We start from the raw sequence: 23082 nt of genomic DNA, 5'->3' as shown, positions 1-23082 counted from the left end.
AGGTGGGTTGTTAGTCGCATGTCTTTGATTAGAGTGAATGGGGAAGCTTTTAAACTCTCTTTAGAAAGTTTAGAAGAAGACCCTTTTGAAACTAAAGAAACGCTAGAAACGCTTATCAAACAAACGAGCGTTGTTTTATTGGCTGCTGGGGAGTCTAAGCGTTTTTCTCAAACCATCAAAAAACAATGGTTGCGCTCTAATCATACCCCCTTATGGCTCAGCGTTTATGAGAGCTTTAAAAAAGCCCTAGACTTTAAAGAAATCATTTTAGTTGTAAGCGGATTGGATTATATTTATATCCAACGCCATTACCCTGAAATCAAGCTTATAAAAGGCGGGACATCGCGCCAAGAATCCGTGCGTAACGCTTTAAAAGTAATTGATAGCGCTTACACGCTCACCAGCGATGTGGCTAGGGGTTTAGCGAATATGGAAGCGCTTAAAAGTTTGTTTGTAACCCTCCAACAAACAAGCCATTATTGCATCGCTCCTTACTTGCCTTGCTATGACACAGCGATCTATTATAATGAAGTTTTAGATCGAGAAGCGATCAAACTCATTCAAACCCCGCAATTAAGCCACACCAAAGCGCTCCGATCAGCCCTAAATCAAGGGGATTTTAAAGATGAAAGCAGTGCGATTTTACAAGCTTTCCCTGATCGTGTGAGTTATATTGAAGGCAGTAAAAATTTGCACAAACTCACCACGAGCGACGATTTGAAACATTTTGCTCTCTTTTTTAACCCAGCAAAAGACACTTTTATAGGCATGGGCTTTGATACGCATGCGTTTGTTAAAAATAAGCCTATGGTTTTAGGGGGGGTGGTTTTGGATTGCGAGTTTGGGTTAAAGGCTCATAGCGATGGCGATGCTTTGTTGCATGCGGTTATTGATGCGATTTTAGGAGCGATTAAAGGGGGGGATATTGGCGAATGGTTCCCTGATAATGACCCCAAATACAAAAACGCCTCTTCTAAAGAGCTTTTAAAAATCGTGTTGGATTTTTCTCAAAGCATCGGATTTGAATTGTTTGAAATGGGAGCGACCATCTTTAGCGAAATCCCTAAAATCACTCCTTACAAACCGGCGATTTTAGAGAATTTGAGCCAACTTTTGGGTTTAGAAAAATCTCAAATCAGCTTGAAAGCCACCACTATGGAAAAAATGGGGTTCATTGGCAAACAAGAAGGGCTGTTAGTCCAAGCGCATGTGAGCATGCGTTATAAACAAAAACTTTAAAATGCGATAAAAGGAAGAATTAATGAAAATCTTAATCATTGAAGATGATTTAGCGCTAGCTAGGAGTATCTCTCATAATTTGCATGATTTGGGGCATTTTTGCGAGATCATCTCTAGCATTTCAGAAGAAAATAAAGAGCCTTATGATGTGATTTTGGTTTCTTCTAAAGTTTGCACTCAAGGGCGTTGCGAACACTTTGTGCGCTACAATTCCAAGCAAATCATTATCATGATGGCTTCGCATGTCAATGAAGATGGCGTGAATAAACCCATTCAAGCGGGAGCGAGAGATTATATTCTAAAGCCTTTTAAAATGGACGAATTGTTGCGTAAGATCCAATACCACAAAGCCTACCAAGAAATGACCGCTCGCTTGGGATTTTATGAAAATTACTTAGACTTTATCCATGCGGAATTGCCCTTGCCTAGAGATTTTTCTTACAGACCGCCTTTTATCATCCACACGCCCTCTCAAGAGCTTGCGAACGCTTATTTATTGCAATACGCTAAAGAAAGGCAAATGGATTTTTCTTTTTTCTCTTTAAAGGATACCACTTGGAAAGAGCTATACAAGAATAAAGACAAACTAGAACGCCCTTTTTACATCATGCATTTAGAAGAGCTTAAAAAAGATGAGCAATTGAAATTGTTGGAATTGGCTCGTTCATGCCCCATTGTTTTGTCCTATACCCATAAAGAGCCATTAGAATTCCCTAAAATTGTGAGCATTGAATGCGGCAATAAACCCCTATCTTTGTTCAGCAATAACACGACCTTTCTTTCCATTCAAGAATACGAAAAGGAAGCGATCAGGCATTTTTCTTCTACTTGCACCGATACAGAATTGGCTAACAAGCTTGGCATTAGCCGTAAAAGCCTTTGGGAAAAACGCCGGAAGTATAACTTACCGCGCAAATAGTGGGGAAATTCTTAGGCTTTGTTCTCGTTGGGCGTTAGTTATAAAATGCAAGAATGCCAAAAGCGTTTTTGCAATCAAAAGAGCTAAAACAAGCGATGATCTCTTAAAATTTAGCGTATTTAATGAGAATAGAGCTAATTATTATTAAAATAACTTATTATTTGCTATATATTTACTATAATAGTTTAACTTTTGAAAAGAGAAATTCAACTTAAGGATTAACCATTAGACAAGCGTTTAACAAAACAAGATTCATGCATTCAAGAACTCTTTTACTAGACATTGATTGCGTTATCCCTAATATTGTTAGGCGTTTGCTCTCTAATAAAACGCTCCCTAAAAGATTCGCTACTTACAGCTTGCAAGAAGTGGGCATTATTTTTCTCACCACTCAAATTTTATCTATCATGCGCAAAACCCGTTGCTCTAAAACGCTCTTTTTTATCACTAGGGGCAGAGAGAGTTTCCGCTACCAGCTGTGCGATCATTACAAACAAAAACGCCACCAATTTGATGAAGATTTTAGATCCCTTTTAAAAACTCTAAAGATCGCTTTAGTGGAAAAATACCCCCTAAAAAAAGGGGCTAAAATCCAGGGCGAACATTGTTTTGAATATGAAGCCGATGATATTATCTCTTTTTACAAAAAGAAAGATCCCAACAATTACGTGATAGCCAGCATGGATAAGGATATTTTATATTCCAATAGAGGTTCTCATTTCAACTTGAAAACCAACGCCTTTTTTAATGTGAGTCAAAAAGAGGCTCATTTTTTTGCTTATTACCAATGCGTTGTGGGGGATAAAGGGGATAATATTAAGGGGGTTAAAGGGATTGGCGGCTTCAACTATAAAGATTTTTTAAACGAAGACGCTAAAGAACATGAATTGTGGGAGCAAATCATTCAAGCGTTCAAAATTAAAGAAGATTTGAGCGACAGCGAAGCTAAAGAAAAGGCTCTTTTAAACATGCGTTTAGTCAATATGCACCAGATGACCCACCATGGCGTGATCAAACTATGGGAGCCTGAGTTTAAAAAAGCTTTTTTCCCTAAAAAACCCCAAAGACCTGATTTTAAAAGAATTTCTTAAAACAAAAACTTCTTTTAATATTGATTTTTAAAAAGAAGAAATTATCGCTTACTTTATCGCTTACTTTTGGCAAGCCCTTTGCTATTGATTGTAAAAACGGCATTTTTTTAAAACAAAAACTTCCCAAAAAAGACAAAAGAACTATTTCCAAGGCTTTTTCTCGTGGCTTTAGAATTGTAAGCATACACATACCCCCCACCCATATCAAAAGACAAACTCCTATAAGTCCAAACCCTAAAACTGCTCATTAAAGAATATTCTTGATAATCCCCAAAAGCCACCATTGCGTCTAAACGCACCCTTTTAGTCTTAAGCCCTAAAAAAACATAGCCTGAAATGCTGGAGTTTGCAAAATAAATCGCTGGCACACCGGGTGCGTTGATCCCACGGCCATAGAATTTAGTCCTGTCGTTAAAAGTCCATAGATAGCCCTTATTGTTCCTTGCCGGAACGATATAAAAACCCGTTCCAAAATTAAAAATTTTGTATTTAAAAGTTTGATCGATCAAAAACAAGCCGGCATTTTTAGCGTTGGTAGCATTATCAGTGTTGCCGTATTGATACATGCCATGCACTAGAGTGTGCGAAGTGAAACCCTTAGCTAAAGAAGCGTCATACTCCAACTTACCCCCCACTTGCACTAAAACATTTTGGGTGGGCAAAGGCAAGCGGGTGTCCGTTAAAATAAAAGGAACCACTTTAAGATTTTCATGCTTGTATTCTGCGCCTAAAACAAACACTTCCCCCCCCACATACAAGCGTTTAGACACAGGGTCATAAGACGCTAGAGCGTTTAGGGAAGTAGCGATCCGATTCCCTTGCTCTTTATTGATCTGATGCCCATTATAAAGCATGCTATCCATAAAAATCCCAAAATAACGCATGGAATTTTGCTTAAAAGCCACAGAGATCCCTTGAATATTGCCCCCTATCCAATCAAAATCCACAAAATCGGTATTGAAACGCCCTAAAGCGATTTTAAAACGCTGGTTAGCGTATTGAAGATACGCATCAGAAACATCGCCAGCACTCAAATAAGGTTTAACGTTGTTAGGGTTACCAAAAAAATTCCCTAGACTGATGTAAAGGTTAGCCAAACGCTGTTTGTTATAAATATTCCAAGCCCCAATCGCTCCGATGCCAAAGGACCACCCGTTGCTATAAGAAAAATCCACCCCAAGGCGCGCTAAAGCCCCCACATAGCTGTGAGGGTTTTTTTGCGCCCCTTGATTATATAATAACCCCAGATAGCCAAAAGGTTTGACTGCAATTTCTAAAGCTTTCAAAGACAGACCATTTAAAAAAAGGATCCCTAACGCTAAATAATAATATCTTTTCTTATTTTTCTTATATTGCATTAAAAACTCATCGTGGATTTAAACTCAATATTTTAGTTAAAATTCCTTTTAATTGTGCTGAAACGGGTTTAAAATCTCTATTACCACTAAACATTATCAATAAACTTGATTGACTAACACTAAAGATTTATGATAGTATTCTAATAAAACTATTTTAAAGGTGATTCATGAGCAAGAGTTTATACCAAACTTTAAACGTGAGCGAAAACGCCAGCCAAGATGAAATCAAAAAATCCTACCGCCGTTTAGCTAGGCAATACCACCCGGATTTGAACAAGACCAAAGAAGCCGAAGAGAAATTCAAAGAAATCAACGCCGCTTATGAAATTTTGAGTGATGAAGAAAAACGCCGCCAATACGATCAGTTTGGCGATAACATGTTTGGCGGGCAGAATTTCAGCGATTTTGCCAGAAGTCGTAGTGCTAATGAAGATTTAGACGATATTTTAAGCTCTATTTTTGGGAAAGGAGGCTTTTCACAAAGATTTTCTCAAAACTCGCAAGGCTTTTCTGGCTTTAATTTTTCCAATTTCGCCCCTGAAAATTTAGACATGACCGCCACTTTAAATGTCTCTGTTTTAGACACCCTTTTAGGCAATAAAAAACAAGTGAGCATCAATAATGAGACTTTTAGCCTTAAAATCCCTATCGGCGTGGAAGAGGGCGAAAAAATCAGGGTTCGCAACAAAGGGAAAACTGGGCGAACGGGTAGGGGCGATTTGCTCTTGCAGATTCATATTGAAGAAGATGAAATGTATAGGCGCGAGAAAGACGATATTATCCAAATCTTTGATTTACCCTTAAAAACGGCTCTTTTTGGAGGGAAGGTTGAAATCGCTACTTGGCATAAAACCTTAACCCTAACCATTCCCCCTAACACCAAAGCGATGCAAAAATTCCGCATCAAAGACAAAGGGATTAAAAACAGAAAAACTTCGCATGTGGGGGATTTGTATTTGCAAGCTCGTTTGATTTTGCCTAAAACCGAAACGCTTTCTAATGAGTTAAAAGCGTTATTAGAAAAAGAATTGTAAGGAGGAATCGTGTGCGATTATGATGAACCGCTTTATTTAATCAGCGTTGTGGCTAAAATCTTAGGCGTGCACCCTCAAACCTTGCGCCAATACGAAAAAGAGGGTTTGATAGAGCCTAGCAGGACTGATGGGAAAATGCGCTTGTATTCCCAACGAGACATGGACAAAATCAAAACGATTTTACGCCTTACAAGGGATATGGGGGTTAATCTAGCGGGCGTGGATATTATCTTGCGTTTAAAAGAAAAGCTTGATGAATTAGACAATCTCAATAAAGAATTGCAAGACGCTCTGCAAAAACACTCTAAAAACCACAAAACCCCAACGAAAAATTTAAACACCCCTACTAATTTTTACGAATTGATTCTGTTTAAAAAATGAGCCTGACTTCGCTTTTAAACCCAAAAAGCCTAGAAGATTTTTTAGGCCAAGAGCATTTAATAGGGAAAGACGCCCCCTTATTTAAAGCCCTACAATCCAAACACTTCCCCCATGCCTTTTTTTATGGCCCTCCTGGCGTGGGTAAAACAAGCCTGGCTCAAATCATCGCCTGCATGCTAGAGTGCCCCATTCTTTTATTCAATGCGACGGATTTCAAATTAGAGGATTTACGCCTTAAGCTTAAAAATTACCAAAACACCCTTTTAAAGCCCGTTGTTTTTATTGATGAAACCCACAGACTGAATAAAACCCAACAAGAATTTTTACTCCCCATTATGGAAAAAAATCACGCTTTAATCTTAGGGGCTAGCACGCAAGATCCTAATTACAGCCTAAGCCATGCGATCCGCTCAAGAAGTTTTACTTTTGAATTAACCCCCCTAAAAAAGAGCGATTTAGACAGGCTTTGCGCTAAAGCTTTAACATTACTCAAAAAACAAATAGAGCCTGACGCCAAAACCTATCTTTTAAACAACAGCGCTGGCGATGCCAGAGCGTTATTAAACCTTTTAGATTTGAGCGCTAAAATAGAAGATCCTATCACTTTAAAAACCTTGCAATCCTTACGGCCTCATAGCCTAAATGACGGATCTTATAGCGATGATACGCATTATAATCTCACTAGCGCGTTAATCAAATCTTTAAGAGGGAGCGATGAAAACGCTTCCATCTATTATCTGGCGCGCCTGATTGCTGGTGGGGAAAACCCGGAATTTATCGCCAGAAGGTTGGTGATTTTTGCGAGCGAAGATATTGGTAACGCCAACCCGAACGCCCTTAATTTAGCCGCTTCTTGCTTGTTTTCAGTCAAACAAATCGGCTACCCTGAAGCGCGCATCATTTTAAGCCAGTGCGTGATTTATTTGGCTTGTTCGCCCAAGTCTAACACGGCTTATAGAGCGATCAATCAGGCTTTGGATTGCGTTCAAAAGGGCTTGCTCTACCCTATTCCTAAACACCTGCTGCCTCATTCTAAAGACTATCTTTACCCGCATGATTATAACGGCTATGTCAAACAAGATTATTTAGAAAAACCTCTAGATTTGGTTTCTTCTCAAGGCATAGGGTTTGAAAAAACCCTTTTAGAATGGCTTGATAAAATAAGAAATTGATCTTATAAGTTACATTAAAATGCGACAATGGTAATAAAAAATCAATATTTTTTGATTGAATTAAAATAATAATGAGTTTTATCTATGTTTCATCGCATTATTATTGTATAATAATATTCTAGTTATAAAAATCATTTTACGGATAAGGGAAATATTAGCATGAAAAGATTAGAAACTTTAGAATCTATTTTAGAGCGCTTGAGAATGTCTATCAAAAAAAACGGACTCAAAAATTCAAAACAAAGAGAAGAAGTGGTGAGCGTTTTGTATCGCAGCGGCACACACCTAAGCCCTGAAGAAATCACGCATTCTATCCGCCAAAAGGACAAAAACACCAGCATTTCTTCAGTCTATCGCATTTTGAATTTCTTAGAAAAAGAAAATTTTATCTGTGTTTTAGAGACTTCAAAAAGCGGTCGGCACTATGAAATTGCGGCTAAAGAGCACCATGATCACATCATTTGTTTGCATTGCGGTAAGATCATTGAATTTGCAGACCCTGAAATTGAAAACCGCCAGAACGAAGTCGTTAAAAAATACCAAGCCAAGCTGATCAGCCATGACATGAAAATGTTTGTGTGGTGCAAAGAATGCCAAGAGAGTGAATGTTAAAAGATTTTAAAAAAGCTAGCTTAAATAGGGCTATCTTTAATGGTTTTAAGGACTTCATCCAGGTTAAAACGCTTGAGTTTTAGATTTTTAATTTCTTCATCGCTCAAGCGTTTCCAAGTGAAAGTCTTGCCCACATACCCCCATTTATCATAGCTTGAAGTGAATTCTAAATCCCCGTTTGAATTTTGAGTAACCCTCACATAGTAGGTCTTGCCGTCATAAAAATTATACGCTTTACCGCCTTTATAAGATCGTTCTCCGACCTTAATCAAATCGCTTAAAAACACCACGCCTTTATCGCTGCGATTCCTTAGTTTTGGGTTAGGATTAAGCTTGTCTTTTTTGGCTTTAGAGCCATCCACATCAGAAATACCATAAGCATAAAATTTCCCATTATGCTCAAAAAACTCCACAAAAGAGCTTTTCATGTATAAAAATTCTTGAGTTTGATAAATTCCAGGCAACTCTACAGCCCCTAAAAAACAACAAAAAACTATAACAAGACTCACCAATTTCATAATTTTAATTTGATCAATCCTTTGGGTGCTTTAACGACCGCTTTAAAAATCGGCTCTTCCCTATATTTTTCAAAAGACTCCCCATAAAACCTCAACGCATGCACATCGTTTTCAAAAAAAATAGCCAGCATGCCCGCATCTAAACGCAAAAAAGAAGCCTCTTGAACCGGCTCATAAACGATCAAATCTCTTTTTTCATTATAAGGGGTTTTAATGGTGGCTTGATTGATACCTACAACTTTAGCCCCCTCAACGCCTTTGACAATCAGCTGGAAATCCACATATTGTTGGTGGCTTTCAAAAAAGCCTTTCTCGCTTTCCTTAGCATGCTCTAAACAATAACTCTGCTCTATGCTAAAAATGCCATGCCCTAAAGGCGTTTGAAATTCCGTATTAGGATCGAGGTTTAAAACCCTTTGATTCGCTCCACTACCCTTTTGCATGACCTCTTTTAAATACGCATACAAAATTTCTAATTCTTGCGTTTTTTTAAACAAATGCCCAAGCGAGCCTAATTCCCCAAAAATAGCCATATTCCTTCCTTCTTTACTTTAATGGTTTAATTTTTCAGTTGCTCTAAGCGTTCCTTTTTAGTGCCAATATCCGTGATCTGAATACCAAAATTCCCATCCACAATCACCACTTCGCCCTTAGCGATCACCTTGTCATCTACAAGAATTTCCAAAGGGTCATTCACCAATTGATCCAACTCTACCACGCTCCCTATATCCATAGAGACCACATCTTTTAAAATCATCTTTTTTTGCCCAATACGCACCTTAACATTCAATTTTACGTCTAAAAGCATGCTGATATTGCGGATTTCTATGTTTTCTAAAGACGCATCATGGGTTTTAATCTCTTCAGTAGCGCTCTGTGTCGTTTCTTCTTTTTCTTCTTTATGCGTTTTTTCAAATTGGCGTTCAAAAGCTGCCGTAGTCAATAAAATGATTTGGCTTTCTTTGATGGCTTCCATTTTAAAAGAAAACACCATCGCTTTAGCGTAATCTTCTTTTTTAGGAAGCTCCTTAGCGATTTCAGCGTCCGTGGTAGTGAAATTGAGTTTGGGGAGCAATTCTTGAGACTTCAAGCTTGTAGCGATCGCGCCAAAAATATTAGAAGCCATTTCCTTAAAAGCGTCTAAATCGTCATTATCCATTTCTTCCTTACTCGCCCCCTCACCCCCTAGCATCAAATCGCTCAAAGCGGTAACTAAATCTGCCGGAGCCAGTAATTCAATAGGACTTTCATTTTTTTCAATCGCGCTAATCTTAACCCTTGCATAAGGCGCGCTGATTAATTTCAAAAAAGATTCTTCACTACTAGAAACTTCTTTTTCTAATCCCACGCTTGGAGCCTTACCCACTAACCCTTCTAAAGTAGAAACAACCTCTTGAATAAAAATCTTAATAAAATCTTGCATTTCTCACTCTTCTTCTATCTTCATAATATCGCCCACTTTGCCTCTGCGCTGTTCTTCTAGCATTTCTAAAATTTCTTTAGTGCGTTCTTTTTCGCTATAGATCACTTCTTTAATTTGAATGGTTTTCCTATACCCTTGAAACCCCACGCTCGCTAAATAACGCTTTTTTTTATGCACATAAACGCTCACTTCATCATTAGCGATCTTGTTCAACCGGATAGTATCCCCCACATCTAAATCCAACATTTCTTTCAAACTCAATTCTACCGCACCCAAAAACACGATCATATCCACGCTCACCCCGCTCAATAGCGCTTGCAATTCCTTATTACGGCTCTTTTTAGAGTTCGTTTCTGAAAGCATCAAATCCCTACTCCCCATTTTAGAAAGAATGCTCTCAATGGAAATCACCGGGTAACAAATGTTCATCATCCCACGGCTATGCCCAATAATAATCTCTAAAACCACCATGATAGAAATTTCATTTTGAGCGACGATTTGGACCACATTCGCGCTGGATTCTTTAGCGTCAATGGTAGGAAACATCTCCACCACGGGCGACCACACTTCTTTTAAAATTTGCATCACTTGGCGTAAAATCGTATCCAATAAATTCAATTCAATATCGCTAAACTCCCTGTTTTGATCATACGCGCTCCCCTTGCCCCCTAATAGTCTGTCAATCATAGGGAAAGCGATGCTAGGATTAATCTCTAAAACCCCTGTTCCTCCCATAGGCTTCATGGAAAAGACATTAAAACTTGTAGGGCTAGGCAAACTCATCAAAAATTCGCCATAAGTCATTTGATCCACGCTGTGGAGTTGGATCTCTACAATAGAACGCATGATAGAAGAAACTTGACTAGAAAGATTCCTAGCCATTTTGTCATGGATACTCCTAAAAGAGCGCAGCTGCTCCTTGCTCACACGATTAGGGCGTTTGAAATCATAGAGGGTTACGCTACGCTGCGGGATAATATCTTTTTTTTGGACATTTTGAATATCCACATTTTCATCAACGACTTCTAAAAGCGCATCAATTTCTTCTTGGCTTAAAATATCAGCCATGATCCACTCCTAAGGATTTACGCACCTTTTTAATCACTTCTTTAATGATTTGAGAAATGCGCGATTCAGTGATGCCTAAAATCTCTTTAATCTCGCTCAAATTCAACTCTTCAAAGTAATAAAGCTGGATAAGGATTTGCTCTCGTTCGCTCATTTGATTTAATACTTTTTGGACATGCTCTAACAACTCTTCTGCTTCAATCTTTTTAGTGATTTCATCTTGCTCAATCGCATTGAATTGCTCATCTATTGGCACTAACGCATAAATATCTGAGGCCGTTTTGGCTTCTCTAATCTTTTCAATATTTTCGCCTAAAGCTTCTGCTAAATACGCATCGCTAGGCTCTTTCCCATGCTCATTAAGGTGTTTGGTAATTTCAATATCAATGCTTTTAATGAGTTTCCTACTAGAGCGAGAAATCACATCTAAAGAGCGCAAATAATCTAACATCGCCCCATTGACGCGCGTTTTAGCATACCCCCAAAAAGAATCGTTTAACGCGCTCTCATAACGCCTGGCTAATTTAATCAACTCTTCAGTGCCAATAGAAACCAGATCGTTAAAATCAATAGAGCTGGGCAAGCGCTCTTTTAAACGAAACGCCATCGCGCGCACGGCCGGTAAATACTGGATAGCGAGATCGTCTTGATGGTGGTGTTGTTGCTTATCATAGGCGTTCAAAACCTTTTCTATATTTTTTTCGCTGGTTTCAGTTTTTTGAATTCCTTTGGGCATTCTATTTTCCATCATCAAAATCATAACTTCTAATGTATTCTAAAATACTAGCCACTTCTTTTTCTCTGTTCTTAAACTCATGGTTGAAACGAAGCAAGCTCTCTTCAGTGCCTTTTTTGTCAAAAAGACAAATATCTAAATCCGTGCAAGTGATAAAAATAGACGCGAATAACAACGCGATCAAGTATCCTCCAAGCGTGGATAACACCGTCCATAATAAAATGCTCTCTGGCTCATTGAATTTCAACACCGAAAACACTAACCCTAAAAAAAACCCTACCACAACAGAAAAATGGATAAAATTTTGAACTCTCATCAGTCTACCCCAAATACTTCAAAAGCCTTTTAAAAAAGCTTTTCAAACCTTCTTTTGGTATTTCTAAAGCGCCGGTTTCTAATTTAGAAACCAAAAGGCCCGCTATCTGATCAATGGATTGCGAAAACAAATCGTTAGGGGCTATTTTTCTCAAAATTTTGCGCTCCCTCACATAGCGTTTCAATAAGGAGCTGTTTTCAATCGCCCCTAAATAGTGCAATTCTAATGAAGCGATATTGTTTTTAGCCACTTTAAACAGCCTTTCATAAGTCGCCCTACCCTCTTTAGGTTGGGCTACCATGTTAGCGATAAGAAACAATTCATCTTTATTCTTAGAGTTGATTTTAATGCATGCATACGCATCCGTAATCGCTGAAGGATCGGGTGTGGTAACAATCACCACGCAATCGCTCGCATTCAAAAACGCTTGTGTAGTGGCTCCAATCCCAGCTCCCGTATCAACCACAATATAATCCAAAGAGCTTAAAACCCCCTCTTCATCCACGAATTGATCTAAAGCTTCCGCACCGCTAATGTATTTTAAAATTTCTTCGCCACTATCCCCGGGAATTAAGCAAAGCCCGGGCTCAATCTCGCAAATGATTTCTTGTAATTTGGCTTCACCTTTTAAGGCATGCAAGATATTTTTATGGGTTTTCACCCCAAAAATAACATCTAAATTCGCTAAACCAATATCCGCATCAAACACCCCTACCTTATAACCTTTCTTATATAAAGAATAAGCTAAATTAGCGCTAATGTTGGATTTCCCCACGCCTCCCTTACCGCTTGTGATAGCGATGAATTTGGTATTCCCCTTATTATCAAAAAAACTTTTAGGGTTTTTAAGATTCATCAAATTATCCAAGCGGCTCGCTTGATTGTTCATGCTTGTTCCTTATTAGGGTTACTAAAGCCATCTAGCATGCAATCCACTAAATATTCATTAGTAGCCACTTTCAAATCCATAGGCACTTCTTGGCCGACAGAAAGATAGCTGATAGGCTTTTGGCTTTCATGCACTAAAGAAAACAAATTCCCTAGCCCCCTACTCTCATCTAATTTCGTAAAGATTAAAGTGTCAATCCCTAACACCCCAAAAGAATCATAAATATCTTTCATGTCTTCATACTTAGTGGTAACCGAAAGCACTAAGGACACATCAATATTATAACCCCCATCTATAAATTCCTTCAAACCGGCAATTTTTTCTTTATCGTATTGCGAATGCCCTGTCGTATCCACTAAAATAAAATCGCAGTATTCCAAAGCTTCAATTTCTTTAGCAAAATCCTTAGCGTCAATCACCGCTTCTATACTCATTTTCATTTTATTAGCATACCAGCTTAATTGCTCCAAAGCCCCAATACGATAATTGTCTAAAGTGATAATGCCCACCTTGTATTTTTTCGCTAGCATTCTAGAATAGCGTGCGGCTAATTTGGCTAGAGTCGTCGTTTTCCCCACGCCTGTTGGCCCTACAAGCATTAAAATGCGTTTTTGCCTCAAATTCAAATCTTCAGGGCGGCACAAGATCATTTTGCGCAACACTTCTCTAAAATAGCGCTTAATCGTTACAGAATTTTCCCGCATGCGTAAAGGCATCAATTCCAGGCTTAATTGCATGATTTCATCTAAATGGCTGGATTTCATGCCACTTTGTTTGGCTAGTTTGTAAATTTCTGCAAATTCTTGAGGGATATTGACAGAATTGGGGTTTTTCTCATCCCAAAACATGTTTTGAATAAGCTTTAAGCTGTCTCTGATTTTACTTAATTGCAGATTGATGTCTTTAATTTCTTCTTCTTGTTTGACTTCTCTTTTTTCTCTTTCTTTTTTATGGTTGGCTTCATCTTTTAAGGCTTGCAACAAGGCGTCTTGCTTATTAGCCTCTAAGGGCGCATCCTCTAATGGAGCGTCTTTTTCTAAAAGAGTCTTATTTTTTGAAAAACTATAGTTGCGCTGATTAGATGAAACCCCGGCGAGTTTGCGCATTTCTTCTACAGTGCTTGAAAGCTGCATGACCACATCTTCTTCATTCAATTCTTCATCATACAAACTTTCAGGAATAAGGGGGGCTTTAGGGGGTTTGTTTTCGCTTTCTTCTTCAACCGCCACAACGATTTCATAAAGCCCAGAAGAAGTGAGCGTTTTTTTACGGATTTCTTGGGTTTTAAACACCAGCGTATCCACCCCATGGTGGCTTTGAGCGATCTTTAAAGCTTCAGCGGCCGTCTCCCCACTATAGGTATAGAATTTCACCACTCCCCTTTTTTAAAAAGAATTTGTTGCAAAGTTAAAGGCACTAACACCGAGTCTCTTTCACTCCATTTAGGGTGAGGTAAAGCCAAATCGTTCTGCCTTAAAATGACTTGGTTGAAAGCGATAATATCAATGTCTAAAGTTCTTGGAGCGTCTTTAAAATCGCGCTTCCTTTGGCGCCCAAAACGCCTTTCTATATAAAAAACCAGAGCAAAAAAATGGCGCAAACTTAAAGATGTTTTAAGAATGATCGTAGCGTTATAAAAGTTAGGTTGATTAGTGTAACCAAAAGGCGGATTGATATAAATGGGCGAAGAAAAAATTTTCCCGATTTTACTATGATTTTTAAAATATAAAAAACAATTTTTTAATATTTTTAAAGGATTCTTGAGATTAGATCCCAACCCTAAAACCACTCTGTTAGAAAAATCAAGCCTTTTTTTAAAAAGGCTGGGGAAAAAGCGGTTAGTAAGGATCTCTCGCATCACAAAAGCTCGGCCCTAGAATTTTTAATCACCACTAAATCTTCAATGCGCACCCCAAAAAACCCAGGGATATAAATCCCAGGCTCTACAGAAAACACCATGCCCTCTTCTAAAATGGTTTCACTGCGCGATGAAATATAGGGAAGCTCATGGATGTCTAAGCCAATGCCATGCCCGGTGCTGTGAGTGAAATACTGCCCATAACCATAATCGCTAATCACTCCCCTAGCCAAGCTGTCCGCTTCTTTACCGGTCATGCCCGCTCTAATGCCTGAAATAGCCTTTTCTTGCGCTTCTTTCACAATATCATAAATCTTTTGACGCTCTTTATCCTTGAAACTCTGCTCTCTTTTGAAGACAAAATCTTTAGGGTCAAAAAAAGCCGTGCGAGTCCTATCCGAGCAATAGCGTTCGTATTTGATCCCCATATCCAAAAGAATGCTATGCTCCGCTTTTAAAAAATCCTTCGTGCTAGGCAAAGCATGGGGCTTGCTCGCGTTCGCATTCAAGGCTAAAATAGGCTCAAAACTCAGATCATAAACCCCCTCTTTAGTCAAAAAGTCCTTAACCTTATGCTGCAAATACCGCTCGCTCAATGACTCTTTTTCATCAAAAATCTTTTTCACATACTCGGCAAAATTTTCAAAAGCTTCAACATTCAACGATTGAGATTTTTTGAGAAGTTGGATCTCATGATCGTTTTTAATGATGCGTTTTTGGCGGTGGTAACTAGGCACGCCCTCTAAAATAACCTTACTCCCAATCGCTGAATCCAAACGCTTGTAGGTTTGCAAATTCACTTGATTGGGGTCAAAAAAGAGCTTTTTAACAGAACTCTTTGCGATCAAATCAATCGCGCTTTGCGCTAAATCGCTAGATTCTACCACTTCCGCTAAAACGCCATTTTTAGGCTGAATGCTTTCTCTAGCTTCTTGAGTGTAGCGAGAATCAGTGATAAAAAACGAGCGATCGTCTAATTGCAAAAACAAAGCGTTATCGCAACTATAAGCGCACTCAAAAAACATCGCGTTCTCATTGAGCGTGAAATGCGATTCTCTTTCTAATCCTTTCATGGGTAGCCCCCTTTTATTTTTGATTGTTAATGGGGTTATTAGGGTTGTTTTTTTGGGCTTCTTGGAACGCTTTCATTTCGGCTAAAATATTGACCATCGCCATTAAAGCCATGTTGTAACCAAGCGGGCCAAATCCCATGATCACGCCTCCACAAGCCGCTCCAGTGTAAGAATTTTTCCTGAATTCCTCTCTGGCTTGAATGTTAGTGAGATGCACTTCAATAACGGGTTTGCCCGCTAGCATGATCGCATCCGCAATCGCAATAGAAGTGTGCGAAAACGCTCCAGGGTTAATGATAATCCCCTCATAATCGCTGCCCACGCTCTCTTGGATTTTATCAATGATTTCGCCCTCAAAATTGGTTTGAAAAAACTCTAATTCCACATCTAAATTGCCTTGTTTCACGAAAGTTTGCATGATTTCATGGATTTGGTCTAAAGTTACCATGCCATAAAGTCTTGGGTCTCTGTGTCCTAACATGTTTAAATTAGGCCCTTGAATCACTAAAATTTTCATTAATTTATTTCTCCTTGTTGAATATGGAATGAAACCGCATTATAGCATAAGTTTTTATCTTACCCCTTAAATCCCCCTAAGAGCGCATCACAAGAAACTACCGCTTGACTAACATCAAACTCTTTGATGCTAAAAAGCGCTTTTATCCTTTTTTAAAAAAACAGCCATCATGACCATTCCTACAAAAAAACTTCCCGTAATGAAGAAATCAAAGGGGTCAAACCCGATGCCAAAAATGAGGTAAAAAGTGAGTGTCGTTAATATAAAGAGCGATATTAAAGAATTTTGTTTTATCCCGCTCCAAAAAATCTTTACAATAACTAATAAAAAAAAGAGCCAGATTAAAAAGCCTATGATCCCCCTAGTGGCTAAAACATGAATGATTTGATTGTCATACCTTTCATAACAAAGAATCAAATCTTTGGCTCTATAAGACTTTGATAAGGATAAAATCTCTTCTAACCTCTGGCATTTCTCGCTAGCGGCCATACCAAAAAAGGGCCTTAAACGCAAAACCGTTAGGGCTTCTTTCCAGCGCTCCAAACGCCACCCGATACTGCTATCAGCGTCCTTTTTAGCGTAGCGTTTCAAATCTTCTTCAAAGCTTTGGTTTTGAACCCTAGATTGCTCTATTGCCCCCCTTTTTTCTAAAGCGTTACTCCCCACATACAAAGCGCTCAAAATAAGACTCACAACCACCATATAACCCAATGGTCTGAGCGATTTTTTGGCGTATAAAATAAAGCAAGAAAGGATTAAAAAAGTAGCTACAAAAGCGATTGTCGCGCTCCTTGTGGCGCTTAAAATAACGACTAAAAACCCCACAAAAACAGAAAGGGTGAAAAAAAGTTTCTCTTTTTGACTTTGCGAATAGAGTGCATAAATGTAACAGCCTAAAATGGACACGCTCACTAAAACCACATACTCCTTAACCGTGCTAAACCCTTGCGCTCTGGGCATGTTAAAATAAATTTTTTGCACCAATGAAAGCAAGCCGTTGATGAAATTTGCCACAGCCATGCTATAAAAAAGGATTTTTTGATTCAATTTGATTCTTAAACGGCTAGTAAAAAGCAAGCATAACGCCCCACAAGCATAAGTTAAAGACATGTTTAGAGCGAATAAATTGTAGCGGAAAGTTTGGCTATCATACATGTTAAACATGTTAGGGAAGATGCTTAAAAACACGCCCAAAAAAGCCAGAGTAAGCCATTTAAAAGGCATTGTTTTTAGATGATTAACTCTAAAGGTCTCTTTCAAAGACGCTTGGAAATAACACCTAAAAAACAAAAAAACCATTAAAACAATCAATAAGACTTGAGTTAAAGGCTTTTTAAACGAAGTGAGAAAGAAAAGGGCAAAAATTAAAGTGAAAACAGAGTCCGCACTAAAAAAGACTTTCAAACGCTCTTTCAACACAAACTCGCCATACCCTAAAACCGATAAAAATTATCTGTCTTTAATACCTAACTTTTCAATCAAAACCACATAACGCGCATGAGCGGTGCGTTTGATGTATTTCAACAAGTTGCGTCTTTGAGCGACTAATTTTAAAAGCCCTAAACGACTGGAATGATCTTTGGGGTTAGCCTTTAAATGCTCGGTTAAAAGCCTGATCCTTTCATTCAACAACGCCACTTGCACCTCACAAGAACCCGTATCGTTTTCCTTAGTGGCAAACGCCTTAATGATTTCTTGTTTTTTCTCCAGATTCAAAGCCATAACGACCTCCTAATTGGTAATTTAATAAAGATCATATTATAGCGTAAAATAAGCTTTTTTGTGCCATACTTTTAAACTTTATATTATAATAAGAGACAAACACACCTACCAAAATTAAGGCATTGATTTTAGATTATGGCAAACGAACGCTCTAAATTAGCTTTTAAAAAGACTTTCCCTGTCTTTAAACGCTTTTTGCAATCCAAAGACTTAGCCCTTGTGGTCTTTGTGATCGCTATTTTAGCGATCATTATCGTGCCGTTACCGCCTTTTGTGTTGGATTTTTTACTCACGATTTCTATCGCGCTGTCGGTGTTGATTATTTTAATCGGGCTTTATATTGACAAGCCTACTGATTTTAGCGCTTTCCCCACTTTATTACTCATTGTAACCTTATACCGCTTGGCTTTAAATGTCGCCACCACTAGAATGATTTTAACCCAAGGCTATAAAGGGCCTAGCGCGGTGAGCGATATTATCACGGCGTTTGGGGAATTTAGCGTGAGCGGGAATTATGTGATTGGGGCGATTATCTTTAGTATTTTAGTGCTAGTGAATTTATTGGTGGTTACTAATGGCTCTACTAGGGTTACTGAAGTTAGGGCGCGATTCGCTCTAGACGCTATGCCAGGAAAGCAAATGGCGATTGATGCGGATTTAAACTCAGGGCTTATTGATGATAAGGAAGCCAAAAAACGGCGCGCCGCTCTAAGCCAAGAAGCGGATTTTTATGGCGCGATGGATGGCGCGTCTAAATTCGTCAAAGGCGATGCGATCGCTTCTATCATCATCACGCTTATCAATATTATTGGAGGGTTTTTAGTGGGCGTGTTTCAAAGGGATATGAGTTTGAGCTTTAGCGCTAGCACTTTCACTATCCTAACCATTGGCGATGGGCTTGTGGGGCAAATCCCTGCTTTAATCATTGCGACAGCGACCGGTATTGTCGCCACTCGCACCACGCAAAACGAAGAAGAAGATTTTGCTTCCAAACTCATCACACAGCTCACCAATAAAAGCAAAACTTTAGTGATTGTGGGAGCGATTTTATTGCTTTTTGCAACCATTCCTGGACTCCCTACCTTTTCTTTAGCGTTTGTAGGGACTCTCTTTTTATTCATCGCATGGCTGATTAGCAGGGAGGGAAAAGACGGGTTGCTCACTAAATTAGAAAATTATTTGAGTCAAAAATTCGGCTTGGATTTGAGCGAAAAACCCCACAGCTCCAAAATCAAACCCCACACCCCAACCACAAGGGCTAAAACCCAAGAAGAGCTTAAAAGAGAAGAAGAACAAGCGATTGATGAAGTGTTAAAAATTGAATTTTTAGAATTGGCTTTAGGCTATCAGCTCATCAGCTTAGCGGACATGAAACAAGGGGGCGATCTGTTAGAAAGGATTAGGGGTATTAGAAAAAAGATAGCGAGCGATTATGGTTTTTTGATGCCACAAATTAGGATCAGGGATAATTTGCAGCTCCCCCCAACGCATTATGAAATCAAGCTTAAGGGCATTGTGATTGGTGAAGGCATGGTGATGCCAGACAAGTTTTTAGCCATGAATACCGGTTTTGTGAATAAAGAAATTGAAGGCATTCCTACTAAAGAGCCGGCTTTTGGAATGGACGCTTTATGGATTGAAACTAAAAATAAAGAGGAAGCCATTATTCAAGGCTATACCATTATTGATCCAAGCACCGTTATTGCGACACACACCAGCGAATTAGTGAAAAAATACGCTGAAGATTTTATCACTAAAGATGAAGTGAAATCCCTTTTAGAGCGCTTGGCTAAAGACTATCCTACAATTGTAGAAGAGAGTAAAAAAATCCCCACCGGTGCGATCCGCTCAGTCTTGCAAGCCTTGTTGCATGAAAAAATTCCCATTAAGGACATGCTCACTATTTTAGAAACGATTACCGATATTGCCCCATTGGTTCAAAACGATGTGAATATCTTAACCGAACAAGTGAGAGCAAGGCTTTCTAGGGTGATCACTAACGCTTTTAAATCTGAAGACGGGCGTTTGAAATTTTTAACCTTTTCTACCGATAGCGAACAATTTTTGCTTAATAAATTGCGAGAAAATGGCACTTCTAAGAGCCTGTTGCTCAATGTGAGCGAATTGCAAAAACTCATTGAAGTGGTCTCTGAAGAGGCTATGAAAGTCTTGCAAAAAGGGATCGCTCCGGTGATTTTGATCGTAGAGCCTAATTTAAGAAAAGCCCTTTCCAATCAAATGGAGCAGGCTAGGATTGATGTGGTCGTGCTAAGCCATGCTGAATTAGATCCTAACTCTAATTTTGAAGCCTTAGGCACGATCCATATTAACTTTTAATGGATAAATAATTGATAAAAAAGGAGAATGATGCAAGTTTATCACCTTTCACACATTGATTTAGACGGCTATGCATGCCAGCTTGTTTCAAAACAATTTTTTAAAAATACCCAATGCTATAACGCTAATTACGGGCGTGAAGTTTCAGCGAGAATTTATGAGATTTTAAACGCAATCGCTCAATCTAAAGAGAGTGAATTCCTTATTTTGATTAGCGATTTGAATTTGAATTTAAACGAAGCGCAGTATTTGCAGGATAAAATCCAAGAACACCGCTTGCAAAACAAAAACATTCAAATCCAGCTTTTGGATCACCATATCAGCGGTAAGGAAGTGGCTGAGAGTTTCCATTGGTATTTTTTAGACACGAACCGCTGCGCGACTAAAATCGTGTATGAATTTTTGAAAAAGCATTACGCTCTTTTAGAGTCAAAAAACACAACATGGCTAGAGCCTTTGGTGGAAATGGTCAATTCTGTGGATATTTGGGACACGCAAGGTTATGGCTTTGAATTAGGCAAGGTGTGTATGCGCATGATTAACCAAAGCTCTGAATTGAATCGTTTCATGTTTGATGATGAAAACCGCAACTATAAATTAAAGCTTTTAGAAGAAGTTAAAAACTATTTGTTTTTAGAAAATGCCCCTGTAGCCTATGATAATGATTTGTTCAAGCTTAAAAAAATCGCTCTGGGGGGCGACCCTGATACAGAAACGATGGACAATATCTCTTCAAACGCGCAAACGCATTTGCTCTCTTTAAAAAAGCATGATTGCAGCGTTTATTACCAGGATAAAAAAGGGTTTTTAAGTTATTCTATGGGGGGTATTAGCGTGTTGGCTAACCTTTTTTTAACGCAAAATCCGGATTTTGATTTTTATATAGATGTGAATTCTAAAGGGAATGTGAGCTTAAGAGCGAACGGGAATTGCGATGTGTGCGAACTCAGTCAAATGTGTTTTAATGGGGGCGGGCATAGGAATGCGAGCGGAGGCAAGATTGATGGCTTTAGAGAAAGTTTTAATTATAGGGATATTAAAGAACAAATTGAAGAAATCTTCAACAACGCTTAAACTAAGCTGTTTAGAAAAAGCTAACAAAAACTAAAAAGAGTTTAAAAACTCTTTTTGATAAGGTTTAAAAATTTTCATTCCGTCGTTTTATGGCAAAAACTCATTTTTTAAGGGAATAAGGAGTGTTTTAAAATAATTCTCTCCCTACAAACCTCCAACTAACCCCCATAACCCTCAAAAGAGCGCTTAAAAATCCATCGCTTGATTAAAATCAAGCTCTTTTAATCATTTGATTGTAAAAAACGCTTTTTTAGTATTTTTAGGTTTTTTAAATTATCATCACGCCAACGCAAATAATCATTTTAAGTTATCTCTCTATTTTATTGTTTTTTGTTGCGGGTATTTGGAGCATGTTAGGGTTTGGGGTAATAATGAGCGGCTATCTTAAAAAGGAGATGACCAACTATAAAACTACTATTAGCAATCATAGTTTTAATGGTTCTCACAACGCCACTACACTAAAATTTTAGTGCAAGCTAGGGTTTAGCTAGCGTTTTCTTTGTGTATTTTTCTTGTATCCCATAAAAATCCCACAAAAATAAGACTTTTTCAATATCCAATGAAAACGGAGCCAAAGTTTGTATTTTGATAAATATTTAAATCCATGAATTGATACGAATTTATTTGAGCGTTTTTTAACCAAAACACCTTATCAATCGCAGATGAAATGATCATGCTCCTAGCTAAACACCAGCATGATATAAGTGTCTCTATTATCGCTATTAAAGTATTTGACTTTACCCGCTCCACACCCTCATTCTAATCTATTTTTTAGCAAACCACGGAATTTACTCTTCACATGCCGGTTTGGGGTAACAAAAACGATAGCCTCTGCGCCTTACGGTTTCAACCGTGGAAATCCCCAAGGGTTTATCCATTTTTTGGCGGATTTGATTGATAGCCACTTCAATGACATTAGGGGTAACCATTTCAGGCTCTTCCCAAATAGCGTCTAAAAGCTGTTCTTTGGAGACGATTTGATCCCTATGTCTGGCAAGATGGGTCAGCACTTCAAAGGGCTTTCCTTTAACTTCAACCTCACGCCCCTTGTAAATAATCTTTTCTTCATCAGGGCTAATGGTCAAATCCCCAATTTCAATCACATTAGAGCCCCAAAACCTCAAACGAGCCTCAATCCTTGCCACTAAAGCCTTAATGCTGCGATAAGGCTTGGCGATATAATCGTCCGCGCCTTGCTCAAACGCATGGACTTCTTCTTCGCTTGTAGGGTTATCAGAAGAAACTAAAACAACAATAGAAGAATGCTTTTCTTTGATTCTAGAAACAAAACTTAAAGCGTTTTTATCGCTAACCATAACTAAGTCATAATTCCTAATATCCATAAGGTATTCCCCATCCTCTAAACTCTCTGTTACATCAGCCATAAAGCCTTTAACATTTAAGCCCTTTTCAATTTCTCCACCTAAAACAGAATTTTTTTCAATCAGTAGAACGCGCATGGTGTATGGACTCCTGCATTTAAGAGTAATTCGAACACTGATTATATCATAAATTTAAATTAGTTTAAGAAAATTTTAATAAAAGCTTTAGTTAAAATCAAGCTCTTTTGTATTTGGTTGTTGGTTGTAAAAAATGCCTTTAAGCGTTTTTTATGGATAATTTTTAAAATCATTTGCTAAAAATCACCATTTTATTGTATAATTACAATCCAACCATTCCTTATGGTTTGGTTGGCACCGCTTAAGATTAAAGGGTCACCTCCCCCTCCTTTCCCTTTGTCTTGG

The 23082-nt window shown here is 38.5% G+C and carries 24 protein-coding genes; 9 read left to right on the top strand and 15 right to left on the bottom strand.

Annotated elements, in window-relative coordinates:
• Positions 1-18: 18 nt before the first annotated feature.
• From I6852_RS03800 to I6852_RS03790, 3 genes are all read left to right on the top strand, one after another.
• Positions 19-1239 carry a bifunctional 2-C-methyl-D-erythritol 4-phosphate cytidylyltransferase/2-C-methyl-D-erythritol 2,4-cyclodiphosphate synthase gene (locus tag I6852_RS03800; RefSeq protein ID WP_197291377.1) on the top strand — a complete coding sequence of 407 codons (1221 nt, stop codon included), beginning with the start codon at positions 19-21 and terminating at the stop codon, positions 1237-1239.
• Positions 1240-1261: 22 nt separating this feature from the next.
• Positions 1262-2158, top strand: coding sequence for an OriC activity response regulator (locus I6852_RS03795; protein WP_000697590.1), 897 nt, complete (start codon positions 1262-1264; stop codon positions 2156-2158).
• A 254-nt stretch (positions 2159-2412) separates the two neighbouring features.
• Positions 2413-3249: a 5'-3' exonuclease gene (locus I6852_RS03790; protein ID WP_197291378.1), complete on the top strand. Its 837-nt coding sequence runs from the start codon at positions 2413-2415 to the stop codon at positions 3247-3249.
• 107 nt (positions 3250-3356) lie between these two features.
• On the opposite strand, the gene I6852_RS03785 is transcribed toward I6852_RS03790, so the two are convergent.
• On the bottom strand, positions 3357-4607 hold the full coding sequence (locus tag I6852_RS03785; RefSeq protein ID WP_197291379.1) for a hypothetical protein: 1251 nt from the start codon (positions 4605-4607) through the stop codon (positions 3357-3359).
• Positions 4608-4774: 167 nt separating this feature from the next.
• Here I6852_RS03785 and I6852_RS03780 point away from each other — a divergent pair, with 167 nt between their 5' ends.
• The 4 genes from I6852_RS03780 to fur all read left to right on the top strand — a co-directional run bounded on the left by I6852_RS03780 (position 4775) and on the right by fur (position 7806).
• The gene (locus I6852_RS03780) at positions 4775-5641 is read left to right on the top strand and encodes a DnaJ C-terminal domain-containing protein (RefSeq protein WP_197291380.1); all 867 of its coding nucleotides are present in this window, start codon (positions 4775-4777) and stop codon (positions 5639-5641) included.
• A 9-nt stretch (positions 5642-5650) separates the two neighbouring features.
• Positions 5651-6022, top strand: a complete 372-nt coding sequence (locus I6852_RS03775) for a heat shock protein transcriptional repressor HspR (RefSeq protein WP_000332996.1) — start codon at positions 5651-5653, stop codon at positions 6020-6022.
• On the top strand, positions 6019-7194 hold the full coding sequence (locus I6852_RS03770; RefSeq protein WP_197291381.1) for a replication-associated recombination protein A: 1176 nt from the start codon (positions 6019-6021) through the stop codon (positions 7192-7194). Before I6852_RS03775 ends, I6852_RS03770 begins: the two co-directional genes overlap by 4 nt.
• 159 nt (positions 7195-7353) lie before the next feature.
• Positions 7354-7806: a ferric iron uptake transcriptional regulator gene (fur, locus tag I6852_RS03765; RefSeq protein WP_000824984.1), complete on the top strand. Its 453-nt coding sequence runs from the start codon at positions 7354-7356 to the stop codon at positions 7804-7806.
• A gap of 20 nt (positions 7807-7826) precedes the next feature.
• Here the strand turns inward: fur and I6852_RS03760 are convergent, their stop codons facing one another.
• The 13 genes from I6852_RS03760 to rpsO form a co-directional block, all read right to left on the bottom strand.
• Entirely contained in the window at positions 7827-8324 is a 498-nt protein-coding gene (locus I6852_RS03760; RefSeq protein WP_042629850.1) for a DUF2147 domain-containing protein, read from the bottom strand.
• Positions 8321-8857 carry a NanQ anomerase/TabA/YiaL family protein gene (locus tag I6852_RS03755; RefSeq protein WP_197291382.1) on the bottom strand — a complete coding sequence of 179 codons (537 nt, stop codon included), beginning with the start codon at positions 8855-8857 and terminating at the stop codon, positions 8321-8323. Before I6852_RS03755 ends, I6852_RS03760 begins: the two co-directional genes overlap by 4 nt.
• A 26-nt stretch (positions 8858-8883) precedes the next feature.
• Positions 8884-9747, bottom strand: coding sequence for a flagellar motor switch protein FliY (gene fliY, locus I6852_RS03750; RefSeq protein WP_197291383.1), 864 nt, complete (start codon positions 9745-9747; stop codon positions 8884-8886).
• Positions 9748-9750: 3 nt separating this feature from the next.
• A complete protein-coding gene (gene fliM, locus I6852_RS03745) occupies positions 9751-10815 on the bottom strand; it encodes a flagellar motor switch protein FliM (RefSeq protein WP_000763575.1) in 1065 nt (354 codons plus the stop codon).
• Positions 10808-11575 carry an RNA polymerase sigma factor FliA gene (locus I6852_RS03740; RefSeq protein WP_033741836.1) on the bottom strand — a complete coding sequence of 256 codons (768 nt, stop codon included), beginning with the start codon at positions 11573-11575 and terminating at the stop codon, positions 10808-10810. The genes fliM and I6852_RS03740 overlap by 8 nt, the downstream gene beginning before the upstream one ends.
• Positions 11553-11867: a hypothetical protein gene (locus tag I6852_RS03735; RefSeq protein ID WP_197291384.1), complete on the bottom strand. Its 315-nt coding sequence runs from the start codon at positions 11865-11867 to the stop codon at positions 11553-11555. Before I6852_RS03735 ends, I6852_RS03740 begins: the two co-directional genes overlap by 23 nt.
• Positions 11868-11871: 4 nt before the next feature.
• Positions 11872-12756, bottom strand: coding sequence for a flagellum site-determining protein YlxH (gene ylxH / locus I6852_RS03730; protein ID WP_001064482.1), 885 nt, complete (start codon positions 12754-12756; stop codon positions 11872-11874).
• Entirely contained in the window at positions 12753-14129 is a 1377-nt protein-coding gene (gene flhF / locus I6852_RS03725; RefSeq protein ID WP_001991968.1) for a flagellar biosynthesis protein FlhF, read from the bottom strand. The genes ylxH and flhF overlap by 4 nt, the downstream gene beginning before the upstream one ends.
• Positions 14126-14614: a 2-amino-4-hydroxy-6-hydroxymethyldihydropteridine diphosphokinase gene (folK, locus tag I6852_RS03720; protein ID WP_165567994.1), complete on the bottom strand. Its 489-nt coding sequence runs from the start codon at positions 14612-14614 to the stop codon at positions 14126-14128. The genes flhF and folK overlap by 4 nt, the downstream gene beginning before the upstream one ends.
• On the bottom strand, positions 14614-15687 hold the full coding sequence (locus tag I6852_RS03715) for an aminopeptidase (protein WP_197291385.1): 1074 nt from the start codon (positions 15685-15687) through the stop codon (positions 14614-14616). Before I6852_RS03715 ends, folK begins: the two co-directional genes overlap by 1 nt.
• A 13-nt stretch (positions 15688-15700) precedes the next feature.
• Positions 15701-16204, bottom strand: coding sequence for a type II 3-dehydroquinate dehydratase (gene aroQ / locus I6852_RS03710; protein ID WP_000699284.1), 504 nt, complete (start codon positions 16202-16204; stop codon positions 15701-15703).
• Positions 16205-16333: 129 nt separating this feature from the next.
• Complete coding sequence (locus I6852_RS03705; RefSeq protein ID WP_197291386.1) at positions 16334-17623, bottom strand: O-antigen ligase family protein; 1290 nt, start codon at positions 17621-17623, stop codon at positions 16334-16336.
• A 30-nt stretch (positions 17624-17653) separates the two neighbouring features.
• Positions 17654-17926 carry a 30S ribosomal protein S15 gene (rpsO, locus tag I6852_RS03700; RefSeq protein WP_100963784.1) on the bottom strand — a complete coding sequence of 91 codons (273 nt, stop codon included), beginning with the start codon at positions 17924-17926 and terminating at the stop codon, positions 17654-17656.
• 135 nt (positions 17927-18061) lie between these two features.
• On the opposite strand from rpsO, the gene flhA reads away from it, so the two are divergent.
• Both flhA and I6852_RS03690 read left to right on the top strand, forming a co-directional pair.
• Positions 18062-20263 carry a flagellar biosynthesis protein FlhA gene (gene flhA / locus I6852_RS03695; RefSeq protein ID WP_001262895.1) on the top strand — a complete coding sequence of 734 codons (2202 nt, stop codon included), beginning with the start codon at positions 18062-18064 and terminating at the stop codon, positions 20261-20263.
• 30 nt (positions 20264-20293) lie between these two features.
• Positions 20294-21337: a 3',5'-cyclic-nucleotide phosphodiesterase gene (locus tag I6852_RS03690; RefSeq protein WP_197291387.1), complete on the top strand. Its 1044-nt coding sequence runs from the start codon at positions 20294-20296 to the stop codon at positions 21335-21337.
• 788 nt (positions 21338-22125) lie between these two features.
• Here I6852_RS03690 and hsrA read toward each other — a convergent pair.
• Positions 22126-22797, bottom strand: a complete 672-nt coding sequence (gene hsrA, locus I6852_RS03685; RefSeq protein WP_001264984.1) for a response regulator-like transcription factor HsrA — start codon at positions 22795-22797, stop codon at positions 22126-22128.
• Positions 22798-23082 lie beyond the last annotated feature (285 nt).

Origin of the sequence: Helicobacter pylori (assembly GCF_015904775.1) — a bacterium.
Lineage (GTDB): Bacteria > Campylobacterota > Campylobacteria > Campylobacterales > Helicobacteraceae > Helicobacter > Helicobacter pylori_DM.
This window is presented reverse-complemented; position numbering and strand designations above follow the sequence as displayed.

What these genes read in the sequence shown, in the direction of transcription:
- I6852_RS03800 (WP_197291377.1), top strand. Translation starts at nt 19, where the DNA reads ATGTCTTTGATTAGAGTGAATGGGGAAGCTTTTAAACTCTCTTTAGAA.
- I6852_RS03795 (WP_000697590.1), top strand. Translation starts at nt 1,262, where the DNA reads ATGAAAATCTTAATCATTGAAGATGATTTAGCGCTAGCTAGGAGTATC.
- I6852_RS03790 (WP_197291378.1), top strand. Translation starts at nt 2,413, where the DNA reads ATGCATTCAAGAACTCTTTTACTAGACATTGATTGCGTTATCCCTAAT.
- I6852_RS03785 (WP_197291379.1), bottom strand. Translation starts at nt 4,607, where the DNA reads ATGCAATATAAGAAAAATAAGAAAAGATATTATTATTTAGCGTTAGGG.
- I6852_RS03780 (WP_197291380.1), top strand. Translation starts at nt 4,775, where the DNA reads ATGAGCAAGAGTTTATACCAAACTTTAAACGTGAGCGAAAACGCCAGC.
- I6852_RS03770 (WP_197291381.1), top strand. Translation starts at nt 6,019, where the DNA reads ATGAGCCTGACTTCGCTTTTAAACCCAAAAAGCCTAGAAGATTTTTTA.
- fur (WP_000824984.1), top strand. Translation starts at nt 7,354, where the DNA reads ATGAAAAGATTAGAAACTTTAGAATCTATTTTAGAGCGCTTGAGAATG.
- I6852_RS03760 (WP_042629850.1), bottom strand. Translation starts at nt 8,324, where the DNA reads ATGAAATTGGTGAGTCTTGTTATAGTTTTTTGTTGTTTTTTAGGGGCT.
- I6852_RS03755 (WP_197291382.1), bottom strand. Translation starts at nt 8,857, where the DNA reads ATGGCTATTTTTGGGGAATTAGGCTCGCTTGGGCATTTGTTTAAAAAA.
- fliY (WP_197291383.1), bottom strand. Translation starts at nt 9,747, where the DNA reads ATGCAAGATTTTATTAAGATTTTTATTCAAGAGGTTGTTTCTACTTTA.
- fliM (WP_000763575.1), bottom strand. Translation starts at nt 10,815, where the DNA reads ATGGCTGATATTTTAAGCCAAGAAGAAATTGATGCGCTTTTAGAAGTC.
- I6852_RS03740 (WP_033741836.1), bottom strand. Translation starts at nt 11,575, where the DNA reads ATGATTTTGATGATGGAAAATAGAATGCCCAAAGGAATTCAAAAAACT.
- I6852_RS03735 (WP_197291384.1), bottom strand. Translation starts at nt 11,867, where the DNA reads ATGAGAGTTCAAAATTTTATCCATTTTTCTGTTGTGGTAGGGTTTTTT.
- ylxH (WP_001064482.1), bottom strand. Translation starts at nt 12,756, where the DNA reads ATGAACAATCAAGCGAGCCGCTTGGATAATTTGATGAATCTTAAAAAC.
- folK (WP_165567994.1), bottom strand. Translation starts at nt 14,614, where the DNA reads ATGCGAGAGATCCTTACTAACCGCTTTTTCCCCAGCCTTTTTAAAAAA.
- I6852_RS03715 (WP_197291385.1), bottom strand. Translation starts at nt 15,687, where the DNA reads ATGAAAGGATTAGAAAGAGAATCGCATTTCACGCTCAATGAGAACGCG.
- aroQ (WP_000699284.1), bottom strand. Translation starts at nt 16,204, where the DNA reads ATGAAAATTTTAGTGATTCAAGGGCCTAATTTAAACATGTTAGGACAC.
- rpsO (WP_100963784.1), bottom strand. Translation starts at nt 17,926, where the DNA reads ATGGCTTTGAATCTGGAGAAAAAACAAGAAATCATTAAGGCGTTTGCC.
- flhA (WP_001262895.1), top strand. Translation starts at nt 18,062, where the DNA reads ATGGCAAACGAACGCTCTAAATTAGCTTTTAAAAAGACTTTCCCTGTC.
- I6852_RS03690 (WP_197291387.1), top strand. Translation starts at nt 20,294, where the DNA reads ATGCAAGTTTATCACCTTTCACACATTGATTTAGACGGCTATGCATGC.
- hsrA (WP_001264984.1), bottom strand. Translation starts at nt 22,797, where the DNA reads ATGCGCGTTCTACTGATTGAAAAAAATTCTGTTTTAGGTGGAGAAATT.